This is a genomic window from Pseudomonas sp. B329, assembly GCF_023127835.1.
Lineage (GTDB): Bacteria > Pseudomonadota > Gammaproteobacteria > Pseudomonadales > Pseudomonadaceae > Aquipseudomonas > Aquipseudomonas synxantha_A.
Genome location: NZ_SPKP01000053.1, coordinates 7694 through 19080, shown reverse-complemented (window position 1 = coordinate 19080; position 11387 = coordinate 7694). Strand labels below are relative to the sequence as shown.

The window sequence follows — 11387 nt, the reverse complement described above, 5'->3', positions numbered from 1 at the left end:
GATCAAGAGCGGCTCGCTTCGCATCGTGGTTACCGTCGGTTGCTATCAAGTTGTGCAGATACCTATGCTCATCGGGGTGTAGCCCTCCCACAGTTTTAATCGGCGGTGAACTTGAAAATGGTGTTCTGGATATAGGTTTGCCCTGGATTCAAGCGAGTTGAGGCAAAGCCGGGTTGGTTAGGCGCATCCGGAAAATGCTGGGTCTCCAGGGTGAACCCGCTCCAGTGCTGGTACGTCTTGCCACCTTTGCCCTTCACCGAACCATCCAGGAAGTTGCTGGTGTAGAACTGCACCCCAGGCTCACTGGTGTAAAGCTGCAAGCGCCGCCCCGACTCAGGGTCATGCACCTGGGCAGCAAGCTGCTTCACATCACCTTTGGTATCCAGGGCCCAGTTGAAGTCGAACCCGCCTTGTTTCGGCTCGGCAAATTTGAGCTGCGGATGGTCCGCCTTGATGTGCTGGCCAATAGGCGTGGGCTTGAGGAAGTCCATCGGTGTGCCCTTGACCGGAGCCAGCTCACCGGTGGGGATCAAGGTGGCATTCACCGGCGTGTAGTGGCTGGCGTGCAAGGTGGCGACCTGCTTGAGAATGTCGCCGTTACCCGCGCCGGCGAGGTTGAAGTAGCTGTGATTGGTGAGGTTGAGTACCGTCGGTTTGTCGGTGGTGGCCTTGTAGTCGATGTGCAGTTCGTTCTTGTCGTTGAGGCGGTAAGTGACTTCGGTCTTCAGGTTGCCGGGGAAACCCATTTCACCGTCCCTGGACAGGTAGGTGAGGGTGACGCCCACCGAATCCTTGTCCTTGACCGGTTCGGCGTGCCACACCTGTTTGTCGAAGCCCTGTGCGCCGCCATGCAGCGAGTTGGGGCCGTCGTTGAGCGGCACCTGGTAGCGTTTGCCGTCGAGTTCGAAGGCACCGCCGGCCAGGCGGTTGCCGAAGCGGCCGATGGTTGCGCCGAAAAATGCAGTACCGCCTTGATAGCCTTGCACGTCATCGAAGCCCAGCACTACGTCGTCGAGCTTGCCGTTTTTGTCAGGCACCTTCAGCGACTGCAATACACCGCCATAGGTAATTACCGTGGCTTGCATGCCATGGCTGTTGCGCAACACGTACTGTTCGACGGCTGTGCCGTCATTGGTTTTACCGAAAGGCTTGTGCTCGCTGGTAAGGCCGGCGGCGTGAGCGCCGCCGCTGGCGATCAGCATGGACAGCGCCAGACCGGACAACAGGTATCGAGGGTGCTTCATGTCGAACTTCCTTTTGTTGTTTTTGGGTTGAATAGTTCTACTAATGTGAGATATTTCACCGGTTATCCAGCAGATTTATAGCCTTTAACGCCTATTTCGTAAAATAAAATAAGACTAATTGATCGAGGCACTACGTTATGAGTACTGAACACGCCATTTATCCCGACCTCAAGGGCAAGAGCGTATTGATCTCCGGCGGGGCGTCAGGGATTGGCGAATTCATGGTGCGGGCCTTTGCCGCCCAGGGTGCCAAAGTGGCGTTTGTGGATCGCGCGCAAAGCCAGGGTGAACGCTTGGCGGCACTGCTGAACTCTAAGGGCCACACCGTCGAGTTCGAGTGCTGCGATATCACCGATGAGATTGGCTACGGTGCGGCAATCCGGCGCTTCGAGCATTCCCTCGGGCCGATCACGGTGCTGGTCAACAATGCGGCAAATGATGTGCGCCACAGCCTGGAAGAAATCGACTCGCAAATGTTTGACCGGTTGATCGCTGTCAACCTCAAGCACGCCTTCTTTGCCGCAAAGGCGGTGGTGCCAATGATGAAAGAGGCGGGTGGCGGCTCGATCATCAACCTGGGCTCGGTCGGCTGGATGATGGCGTCTGCCGGCTACCCGGTGTACGCCGCCAGCAAGGCCGCCGCCCACGGCATGACCCGAGGCCTGGCGCGGGAGCTGGGGCCGAGCCATATCCGCGTCAACACACTGGTGCCGGGCTGGGTGATGACGGAAAAACAATTGGCTATGTGGGTGGATGATGCGGCTCGGGAGTTGATCGCCCGTAGCCAGTGCATGCCTGGCAGTGTGATGCCGGAACACATCGCCAATATGGCCCTGTTTCTGGCCTCGGATGCCTCGGCGATGTGTTCGGCGCAAAACTTTATCGTTGACGGCGGCTGGGTGTAGAAACACGGTTCCAAAAAATTGTGAAGATCGCGAGTGGGAGGGGGCTTGCCCCCGATAGCGGTGGGTCAACCCACATCAATGTTCGCTGGGCCGACGTCATCGCAGGCAAGCCAGCTCCCACATTTAGATCCTGGGGTGTCAGGTAGAGATACGCCGGCTGTCAGGCCGTCACGGGGGCAAGCCCCCTCCCACATATGAACTGCGATGCTTAGGCGATTGGGTAGCGTTTGAACGCCGGGTGCTGTTCCAGGCGTTCAGCATGGCGCTTCAGGTTGGGGAACGCATCCGCCTTCACCACCGACGCCACGGTGAACTGGCTGAACGACCAGGCGACCGCTGCTGTAATGGATGCCTGGGTCAGCGCTTCACTGTCTGCCAGTTGCTTGTCCAGCAGGGCATAGGCCGCCAGCAATTGCCCACTGACGCGTTCGATCCACGGTGCATGTAACTTTTCGGCTGGGCGCAGGTTGTGTTCATAGACGATCTGCACACTCTTTTCACAGGCGGCAAGAGCCAGTCCGAGCAGTTGCAGGTCGTGGGCGCGTGCTGCCGGTTGTTGGGGCAGCAGCTTCTTGTCAGCCGGTGCCAGTGCTTCCAGGTAATCGAGGATCAGGCTCGAATCCATCAGCACCGTCCCGTCGTCCAACACCAGGGAGGGGGCTTTGACCACGGGGTTGATCTGGGCAAATTGCGCGTAGGTGCTGAACACCGACAGCGGTTCATGCACAAAATCCATGCCGTACAAGTCCAGGGAAATCGCCACGCGGCGTACGTAGGGCGAGTCCAGCATTCCGACCAGTTTCATGCAGCCTCCATTGCTTTCGCGGTGTGATTGGCTGACGAGATTAAGGCTTCATGATCAGGGTGCGCAATGCTTGAAGGGGCGGTCGCTACATTGAACTGCGGGCCGCCCCGGGCGGTTGCCCGGTGATGCGCTTGAAGGCGCGGCTGAACGCTGCCTGGGAGGTGTAGCCAAGGCGTTGCGCGACGGTTTCGATGGGCATGCGCTCCAGGCTCAGCCACTGCGTGGCCAGGCGCATGCGCAGTTCCGTAGCGTAGCGCAACGGCGGTATACCGAGAGTGGCCTGGAAGCGATCGGCAAATACCGAGCGCGAGGTATGGCAGTGCGCAGCCAGCTCCGCCACGCTCCAGTCGCGGCCCGGTTGCTGGTGCAGAGCGAGGAGGGCGCGGGCCAGGCGCGGGTCGCGCAACGCTGCCACCAGGCCCGAGGCGTTGCCGCAGGCGCATTCGACCCAGCCGCGTACGATCATCGCTGCCACCACATCGGCCAGGCGCGCCAGGATGCCGGCAAAGCCGATGCGGGCCGTGGAGACTTCCCGTTCCATCACCGCCAGGATCGGCATCAGGCCGGGGTAACGCTGGCCCCCTGCATCGATCAGCATCAGCGCCGGCATCAGGTTGCCGAGCCCCTGGATACTGCCAAGTTCGAACTCCATGCAGGCACTGAACAGCAAGGTGCTGGGCGTCGCATTAGGGGAGGCATCCACGGCGCAGACCGCATCCCCCAACGGGGCACTGTCGAAATCGCCGATATCGTGCACACCGGCGCTCGCATCGGATAAAAGTGCATGCGCGCCACCATGGGCAATGAATACCGCATTGCCCGCCGACAGCTCGAAAAGGTTGCCGTCCTCGCCGCGCAAGGTCGCATGGCCGGCCGCGAGAAAGTGGAAATAGGCGTGGCCGGGCTTGGCGTCAAAGCCCATGCCGAAGCTCGGCCCGGCCTGGATGCGGCGGTACTGCACGCCCCGCAGGCGCATGCCGCGCAGCAGCTCATTGATCAGGTCGGAAGACAGGGTAAAAGCATGCGCGGCAGTCATGTTCGGGGTTTCGGTCAAAAACTCAAGGGTTTGCATCATAGATCATCCTGGCTGGCAAACCTAGACTGGCCGCCTTGCCAATGATCCGAGGATGACCTGTGATGAATGACAATGCAGCCCAAGCCCCTGCCGGGATTGTGACGGAGCCGGCCTGGCTGGCGGTGTTTTCTTTGGCGATGGGGGTGTTCGGCTTGCTGACGGCGGAGTACCTGCCGGCCAGTTTGTTGACCCCCATGGCCTTGGACCTGGGTGTCTCGGAGGCGCTCGCCGGCCAGGCCGTGACGGTGACGGCAGTGGTGGCGTTGTTTGCCGGTTTGCTGGTGCCCGGCCTGACCCGAAGCATCGACCGGCGCGTGGTGCTGCTGGGGTTCTCCACGCTGATGATCGCCTCCAACCTGCTGGTGGCGTTGTCTTCCAGCCTGGCCCTGCTGTTGTTGATGCGCATCCTGCTGGGCATCGCCCTGGGCGGTTTCTGGAGCATGGCGGCGGCAGTGGCCATGCGTCTGGTGCCGGCGGCTTCCCTGCCACGGGCGCTGTCGATCATCTTCAGCGGAATTGCGGCGGGTACCGTGGTCGCCGTGCCGCTGGGCAGCTACTTGGGTGGCCTGTACGGCTGGCGCAGTGCGTTTATCGCGGCGGCTGCAGTAGGTGCGGTGACCCTGGCGTTCCAGGCGTTCACCCTGCCGCGCCTGGTGCCCAATGGTACCGCGCGCCTGCGTACCGTGCTGGAAGTGCTGCTGCGCCCGGGTATCGCCATGGGCATGTTCGGTTGCGTGCTGGTACATACCGCGCATTTCGCATTGTTCACCTATATTCGCCCGTTCCTGGAAAGCACCACCGGCGTCGATACCCAAGGGCTGGCCCTGATGCTGCTGGGCTTCGGCGTGGCGAATTTCGTCGGCACCTTGCTCGCCGGTTGGCTGCTGGTGCGCCACCCGCGTGGGACGTTGGTGTTGATGCCGGTGCTGGTAGGCATTGCGGCGCTGGCCCTGGTCTGGCTGCCGGTGTCATTGCCGGGCCAGGCGTTGCTCCTGGCGCTGTGGGGCATGGCGTTCGGCGGCGTACCGGTGGCATGGTCCAATTGGGTCGCCCGTGCCGTGCCGGACCAGGCCGAAAGTGCCGGCGGCATGGTGGTCGCTTCGGTGCAGTCGGCGATTGCCGCAGGGGCTGCCGGTGGCGGGTTGATGTTCAGCGTCAGCGGCATTGGTGGGGTATTTGTGGGTGCGGGTGTATTGATGTTGCTCGCGGCCTTGCTTATCGCCCTGCGCGTACAGGTGCCTCGACAAGACCGGGATGCCGGTGTGACGCACCACCCGTCTTTGGTTTAGTCTGGAACGCTTCGTTGATCACAATCCCTGAGGAGCAGTGGCATGGCTGACTATCTACCCCCAAAGGTCTGGACCTGGGACACCGAGAGCGGCGGCACCTTCGCCAGTATCAACCGGCCCATCGCGGGTGCTACCCACGATAAAGAGCTGCCGATCGGCAAGCATCCGCTGCAGCTGTATTCCCTGGCCACGCCCAACGGGCAGAAGGTCACGATCCTGCTTGAAGAGTTGCTGGCCCTCGGGCACACCGGCGCCGAGTACGACGCCTGGCTGATCAAGATCGGCGACGGCGACCAGTTCGGCAGTGGCTTCGTGGCGGTGAACCCGAATTCGAAGATTCCGGCCCTGATGGACCGCAGTGGTGCCACGCCGATTCGGGTATTCGAGTCCGGCGCGATCCTGCAGTACCTGGCCGAGAAATTCGGCGCGTTCTTGCCCAGCGAGCCTGCGGCCCGGGCTGAATGCCTGTCGTGGTTGTTCTGGCAGATGGGCAGCGCGCCTTACCTGGGCGGAGGTTTCGGACATTTCTATGCCTATGCGCCGAGCAAGATGGAGTACCCGATCAACCGCTTTGCCATGGAAGCCAAGCGCCAACTGGACGTGCTGGACAAGCGCCTGGCGGTGAGCGAGTACATCGCCGGCGATGAGTACACCATTGCCGATATCGCCATCTGGCCCTGGTACGGCGGGCTGGTCAAGGGCCGCTTGTATGGCGACTCGGCGGAGTTTCTCTCGGTGCATGAGTACACGCACGTGCAGCGCTGGGCCGACGCGATTGACGCACGGCCGGCGGTGCAGCGCGGGCGACGGGTGAACAGGGTGTCGGGTGAGGAGCAGTTGCCCGAACGGCATGACGCGAGTGACCTGGACTGATTCAGAGCCAGTGTGAGAGGGGGCTTGCTCCCTCCCACACTGGCTCTCCTTGTCTTCGGTTTATTTGTAGCGCTGTTCGAACACCGCCACCTGCTCAGGCGTGATCAGTTCAAACGGCACCCACACTTCGGCTTCAATCGGTTCGCCCTTGATCATCTTGATCGCCGCTCGAACCGCCTGGGTCGCCTGGGCCTTGGGGTCCTGGAACACTGACGCAGCAAGCAGCCCACGCTTGATGGCCGCCAGGCCGTCGGGCAAGCCGTCGATGCCGACGATCACAATCTCGCCCTTGGCCTTGCCCGCTTGCTGCAATGCCATGGCTGCGCCAATTGCCATTTCATCGTTGTTGGCCACGATCGCATCAAACTGCGTACCTGCCAGCAGCCAGTTGCTGGTCAGGTCCATGCCCTTGTTGCGTTGCCATTCGGCGCTTTGCTGTTCAACGATCTTGATACCGGGAAAGTCCTTGAGCACCTGCCTGGCGCCCTCGGTGCGATCGTGGGTGGCATTCTGTGCAAGGTCGCCCATGATGATCGCTACATTGCCCTGGCCGCCGAGTTTTTGTGCAAGGTAGCGCATCTGCAGTTGTCCGGCCTCGATGTCGTTGGAGGCTACCGTGACTACGCCCTTGGGCAGTGTGCGTTCATCCGGGTGACGGTTGACGTACACCAGTGGCGTCTTGGCCGCCACGGCGGCGCGGGTGATATTGGCAGTGGCGGCGGTGTCGACCGGCAGCACGATCACCGCGTCGACTTTCTGGTTGAGAAACCCCTCTACTTGATTGAGCTGGCGCACCACATCGCCCTGGGCGTCTTCGAACTGGATCTGCACGTCCTGCTGTTTCGCTGCCGCCTCCAGGCCGCTACGCACATAGGTCATGAAGTTATCGTCAACCCGGGCAATGCTCACGCCGATGCGATAGGCGGCGAAGGTCCATTGGCTGAACAGCAACAGCAGCGCGGCCACTAGCAATGAATAACGATGCATAAGTGTGTTCCTTTTATTGTTATAGGGTGAATGCCTGGCGGAAGCGCTCCAGGGCCACTTCGCTGGTGCCGCTGGCCCAGCCCTCCAGGCCGATTACGCCGGTGTAGCCCATGGCGTGCAGCGCACGGGCAATGGCCGGGTAGTGGATTTCGCCGGTGCCGGGTTCCTTGCGCCCGGGCACGTCGGCCACCTGGATTTCACCAATGGCGCTGCCGGCGCGCTGGATCAATTCGATCAGGTTTCCTTCGCCGATCTGCGCGTGGTACAGGTCCAGGTTCATCTTCAGATGCGGGCTGCCCACGGCTTCGATCAGGGCCAGGGTGTCGTCGGCACGCGCAAACGGCGTACCGGGGTGATCGACGGCGGTGTTGAGGTTTTCCAGCAGGAACACACGGCTGGCGTCTTCCCCCAGGCGCGCGATTTTTTCCAGGGTCTTGCAGGCGCTCAGCCACATGCGGCCGGTGGCCTGGTTGACCGGCTGCACCGGCAGGCCGCCGGCGCCCAGGCCGGTGCCGTGCAGGTTGAGGCTGGGACAATTGAGGCGCTCTGCGATGCCCAGGGATTCGCGGGCGCTGTCGAGCAGTTGGCGACTGCCTTCGGGGTCGGTGAGGGTGCCGCTGATGTAGCCGGTCATCGAGGTGAAGTCCGCGCCGGTCGCGGCCAGGGCGTCGATGTCCTTGTCGGTCCAGCTCCAGATTTCGGCGCTGAACCCCAGGGCGTGGATACGTTTGACCCGTTCGATGAAGGGCAGGTCGAGAAACACCATCTCGGCGCTGACGGCCAATGTGAACGGCATCATGGGCGCGCCCCTTGCACGGCCACGGCCTTGCCGGTCTCGTACGACTCAATGCAAGCGCGGGCAATTGCCAGGGCTGCGCGCGCGTCCTCACCGCTGGCCAAGGGCTTGGCGCCGCTGCCCAGGCAGTCGACGAAGTGGTTGAGCTCGGCGATATAGGCGTCGCGCAGCAAGTCGGTGTCCATCCGCTGGGTGTCGGCCTGGATGCCCTGGGCCAGGTAGCGCACCAGGTCGCAGTCATTGAGGCTGCCCATGCTCAGCATGCCTTGGCTGCCGAACACTTCACCGCGCACATCATAGCCATACACCGCCTGGAAGTTAGCCTCGGCGGTGGCGATGGCGCCGTTGTCGAAGCGGATCGTGACCACGGCGGTGTCCAGTAAACCCTGGCTTTTGTACGCCGGTGCGATCAGCGCGTCGGCCATCACATGCACCTGCACCGCTTCGGCGCCGGGGTTGAGGTAGCGCAGGGTGTCGAAGTCGTGGATCAGGGTTTCCAGGAAGATCACCCATTGCGGCGAGTTGGCAGGGTTGTTCAGTGCCGGGTCGCGGGTCAGCGAGCGCAGCAACTGCGGCGTACCGATGCGGCCGGCGGCGACATCGAGGTGCGCGGTACGGAAGCTCTTGGCGAAACGCCGATTGAAACCGACCTGCAACGGCACGCGGGCGTCGGCGGCAGCGGCGATGGCGCGATCGGCTTCGTCCAGGGTGATGGCCATGGGTTTTTCGCAGAAGATGCCCTTGCCGGCACGGGCGGCGCTGATCACCAGGTCGGCGTGGCTACGGGCGGGGGAAGCGATAAGCACTGCGTCGATATCGGGGTCGTTCAACAGCTGTTGTGGGTCGGTGTAGACCTTGTCCACCCCCAGCTCTGCTGCCAGGCGTGCGGCCTGGCCTGGAGTGGGGTCGGCGATGGCGGCAAGGCAGGCGCCGGGGATGTGGCGGGCCGCCGTAAGGCCGTGGAAGCTGCCCATGCGACCGGCACCGATCAAGCCCAGGCGGATATTCTGTGTACTCATGAAGTGACCCCTTTTTATTGTTGGCCCGCAGGACAGTCCTGGCTGGCATAGAGGTAAGAGCAAGGGGTGTGCCAAATCATAACTAACTGATTTTTAATAGGTTATTAAAATCAGTAAACAAAATGTGTTCATTCAGATGACATGTCTATACTGACATGTCAAAAATATGAACATGGATGCCTTGATGAGCCTCACATTCAGCGTGCAAGACCTCGAATACCTCACGGCCCTTGGACCTGATGCGCTGAATGACGGACCCGTCGCTGCGTTGGAGCAGGGCTGGCGAGCGTGTCTGTCCGGCCAGGTCGAACGCCCGGCCGAGGTGCGCCAGGTCATCTGGGATTCGTGGCGGCGCAGTCTCGAGGCAAGGATCGATCCCGGTCACAGCCACTACCGTTTCGTTGCCGCCCAAACGCTGGCGGCAACCCTGGCCAATCACCGCGTACTGATCGCCGTCGCCGCGCAAGTCATGCACGGCTTGCTGGCCTATAACCCTCGCGGCCATATCAACCTTACCGATGCCGAGGGCACCACCCTGTATTTCTGTGGGCTGGATATCACCCCGGTGGGCAGTCGCCTGTTGGAATCGGTACAGGGCACCAACTGCACCGGGCTGGCGCTGGCCGAAGATCGCCTGATGTACGTGTTGGCCGAGGAGAACTTCGCCGGCGCCCTGCGCCAGCGCCGCATGCACTGCGCCGCTGCGCCGATCAAGGATGCCCAGGGCCTGACATTGGCCATGCTCACGCTGACCGCCGAGCCCGGCTGGTTTCATTTCCATACCCTGGGCACCGTCCAGGCGGCAGCCGAAGCGGTGTCGCGGCAGATGGCGCTGCAGGTGTTGCTGGAAGAACAACAAGCGGTGCTCGAAGTGCTGAACGAAGGCTTGGTGGTACTGGATGAGCGCGGCTGCATCAAGGCACTCAACCGTTATGCGCGGCAGTTGTTCGGGGTGGGGCTGGAGCTGATCGGCAGTTCGTTCCAGCGCCTGGGGCGCAGTGAGTTGAGCGACGTGCTGGGTGAGCCGGTGCGCGACCTCGACTGCACCTTCGAGTTGCACGACCGCAGTCAACTCGCCTGCCTGGTCTCGGTATGCCCGCTGGAGCAGGGCGGGGTGATCGTGTCGGTGCGCGAAAACCGCCGCATCCGCGAAATCACCCGGCGCCTTATCGGTACCCAGGCGCGCTATACCTTCGACACCATCCAGGGCACCTCACGGGCGATCCAGGACGCGCTGCACCTGGGGCGCATTGCCAGTCGCGGCGACGCCACCACTTTGATCCTCGGCGAAAGCGGCACCGGCAAGGAGCTGTTTGCCCAGGCCATTCATAACGCCAGCGAGCGTTGCAACGGCCCGTTCGTGGCGGTCAACTGCGGCGCCATCCCCCGGGACTTGGTGCAGAGCGAACTGTTTGGGCATGTCGAAGGCGCGTTCACCGGCTCGGCGCGAGGTGGGTCGGCGGGCAAGTTTGAATTGGCCGATGGCGGCACCATCTTCCTGGATGAAATTGGCGACATGTCCTTCGATGCCCAGGTCAGCCTGTTGCGGGTGTTGCAGGAGGGGGAAGTGACGCGCGTGGGCGCGAAAAATTCGCGGCCAGTGGACGTGCGCATCATCGCCGCCACCCATCGCAACTTGAGCCAGGCAGTGGCCGAAGGTGCGTTTCGTGAGGATCTTTACTACCGCCTCAATGTGTTGAACCTCACCGTGCCGCCGTTGCGTATGCGCCGCGAGGATATCCCGCTGTTGGCACGGCATTTCCTGCAGCGCTGTGCGCGTTCGTTGCGTAAGCCAGTGCAGGGTTTCTCGCCGGAGGCGCTGGCGCTGCTGTCAGCCCATGGCTGGCCGGGCAATGTGCGTGAATTGGAAAACGCCATCGAGCGGGCGACCAACCTGGCGATGGGGGAGTTGATCCAACCGGCTGACTTGCCGCTGGAAACCCAGCAACGGGCGACGCTGCGCCTTTACCAGCCCCAGCCCGCGCAGGATCTGAGCAGTCATGAACTGCACGCCATCGTCGCCGCGCTGAAAAACACGGGCGGCAATATCCGCCTGGCGGCCCGGCAACTCAACGTGTCGCGGGGTGGGCTGTACAACAAGATGGGTCGGTTTGGCTTGGATGCAGGGGATTTTCGCGGGCGGTGAATGATTGCCCGTGTGCAGATTAAATGTGGGAGGGGGCTTGCCCCCGATGGCGGCCTGACAGCCGATCAGGATGTTGGATCAGACCGAGTACATATCCATTCCTGCGGTAACGGCTACTTAGGGTTCCGCTCTTACAGCGGCTCACTTTTGGAAGGACCGGAATGCCGGCCCAGCCAAAAGTAAGCAAAAGGTCCTCGCCCCACCACTCGGCACCTCGCTTAGGCTCGGTGTGCCCGTAATCCGACAGA

The 11387-nt window shown here is 62.2% G+C and carries 10 protein-coding genes; 4 read left to right on the top strand and 6 right to left on the bottom strand.

Annotated elements, in window-relative coordinates:
- Nucleotides 1-95 precede the first annotated feature (95 nt).
- The gene (locus E4P00_RS23695; RefSeq protein WP_248133167.1) at nucleotides 96-1244 is read right to left on the bottom strand and encodes an aldose epimerase family protein; all 1149 of its coding nucleotides are present in this window, start codon (nucleotides 1242-1244) and stop codon (nucleotides 96-98) included.
- A gap of 137 nt (nucleotides 1245-1381) precedes the next feature.
- On the opposite strand from E4P00_RS23695, the gene E4P00_RS23690 reads away from it, so the two are divergent.
- Nucleotides 1382-2149, top strand: coding sequence for an SDR family oxidoreductase (locus tag E4P00_RS23690; RefSeq protein WP_248133166.1), 768 nt, complete (start codon nucleotides 1382-1384; stop codon nucleotides 2147-2149).
- 208 nt (nucleotides 2150-2357) lie between these two features.
- Here E4P00_RS23690 and E4P00_RS23685 read toward each other — a convergent pair whose 3' ends face one another.
- Complete coding sequence (locus tag E4P00_RS23685; RefSeq protein ID WP_078821768.1) at nucleotides 2358-2954, bottom strand: glutathione S-transferase family protein; 597 nt, start codon at nucleotides 2952-2954, stop codon at nucleotides 2358-2360.
- An 85-nt stretch (nucleotides 2955-3039) separates the two neighbouring features.
- Nucleotides 3040-4026, bottom strand: a complete 987-nt coding sequence (locus E4P00_RS23680; protein ID WP_216092178.1) for an AraC family transcriptional regulator — start codon at nucleotides 4024-4026, stop codon at nucleotides 3040-3042.
- A gap of 65 nt (nucleotides 4027-4091) precedes the next feature.
- On the opposite strand from E4P00_RS23680, the gene E4P00_RS23675 reads away from it, so the two are divergent.
- Both E4P00_RS23675 and yghU read left to right on the top strand, forming a co-directional pair.
- Entirely contained in the window at nucleotides 4092-5318 is a 1227-nt protein-coding gene (locus tag E4P00_RS23675; RefSeq protein WP_248133165.1) for an MFS transporter, read from the top strand.
- Nucleotides 5319-5360: 42 nt separating this feature from the next.
- On the top strand, nucleotides 5361-6191 hold the full coding sequence (gene yghU / locus E4P00_RS23670) for a glutathione-dependent disulfide-bond oxidoreductase (protein ID WP_248133164.1): 831 nt from the start codon (nucleotides 5361-5363) through the stop codon (nucleotides 6189-6191).
- Nucleotides 6192-6251: 60 nt separating this feature from the next.
- Here the strand turns inward: yghU and E4P00_RS23665 are convergent, their stop codons facing one another.
- The 3 genes from E4P00_RS23665 to E4P00_RS23655 are packed head-to-tail and all read right to left on the bottom strand — an operon-like array spanning nucleotide 6252 to nucleotide 8993.
- Nucleotides 6252-7178: a sugar ABC transporter substrate-binding protein gene (locus tag E4P00_RS23665; RefSeq protein ID WP_248133163.1), complete on the bottom strand. Its 927-nt coding sequence runs from the start codon at nucleotides 7176-7178 to the stop codon at nucleotides 6252-6254.
- 19 nt (nucleotides 7179-7197) lie between these two features.
- Nucleotides 7198-7977 (bottom strand): TIM barrel protein, encoded by a 780-nt coding sequence (locus tag E4P00_RS23660; protein ID WP_078821764.1) that lies wholly within the window; start codon nucleotides 7975-7977, stop codon nucleotides 7198-7200.
- Complete coding sequence (locus tag E4P00_RS23655; RefSeq protein WP_248133162.1) at nucleotides 7974-8993, bottom strand: Gfo/Idh/MocA family oxidoreductase; 1020 nt, start codon at nucleotides 8991-8993, stop codon at nucleotides 7974-7976. Before E4P00_RS23655 ends, E4P00_RS23660 begins: the two co-directional genes overlap by 4 nt.
- Nucleotides 8994-9177: 184 nt before the next feature.
- Between E4P00_RS23655 and E4P00_RS23650 the strand changes: the two genes are divergently transcribed.
- Complete coding sequence (locus tag E4P00_RS23650) at nucleotides 9178-11139, top strand: sigma 54-interacting transcriptional regulator (protein ID WP_248133161.1); 1962 nt, start codon at nucleotides 9178-9180, stop codon at nucleotides 11137-11139.
- Nucleotides 11140-11387 lie beyond the last annotated feature (248 nt).

What these genes read in the sequence shown, in the direction of transcription:
- E4P00_RS23695 (WP_248133167.1), bottom strand. Translation starts at nt 1,244, where the DNA reads ATGAAGCACCCTCGATACCTGTTGTCCGGTCTGGCGCTGTCCATGCTG.
- E4P00_RS23680 (WP_216092178.1), bottom strand. Translation starts at nt 4,026, where the DNA reads ATGCAAACCCTTGAGTTTTTGACCGAAACCCCGAACATGACTGCCGCG.
- E4P00_RS23665 (WP_248133163.1), bottom strand. Translation starts at nt 7,178, where the DNA reads ATGCATCGTTATTCATTGCTAGTGGCCGCGCTGCTGTTGCTGTTCAGC.
- E4P00_RS23690 (WP_248133166.1), top strand. Translation starts at nt 1,382, where the DNA reads ATGAGTACTGAACACGCCATTTATCCCGACCTCAAGGGCAAGAGCGTA.
- E4P00_RS23675 (WP_248133165.1), top strand. Translation starts at nt 4,092, where the DNA reads ATGAATGACAATGCAGCCCAAGCCCCTGCCGGGATTGTGACGGAGCCG.
- E4P00_RS23655 (WP_248133162.1), bottom strand. Translation starts at nt 8,993, where the DNA reads ATGAGTACACAGAATATCCGCCTGGGCTTGATCGGTGCCGGTCGCATG.
- E4P00_RS23650 (WP_248133161.1), top strand. Translation starts at nt 9,178, where the DNA reads ATGAGCCTCACATTCAGCGTGCAAGACCTCGAATACCTCACGGCCCTT.
- E4P00_RS23685 (WP_078821768.1), bottom strand. Translation starts at nt 2,954, where the DNA reads ATGAAACTGGTCGGAATGCTGGACTCGCCCTACGTACGCCGCGTGGCG.
- yghU (WP_248133164.1), top strand. Translation starts at nt 5,361, where the DNA reads ATGGCTGACTATCTACCCCCAAAGGTCTGGACCTGGGACACCGAGAGC.
- E4P00_RS23660 (WP_078821764.1), bottom strand. Translation starts at nt 7,977, where the DNA reads ATGATGCCGTTCACATTGGCCGTCAGCGCCGAGATGGTGTTTCTCGAC.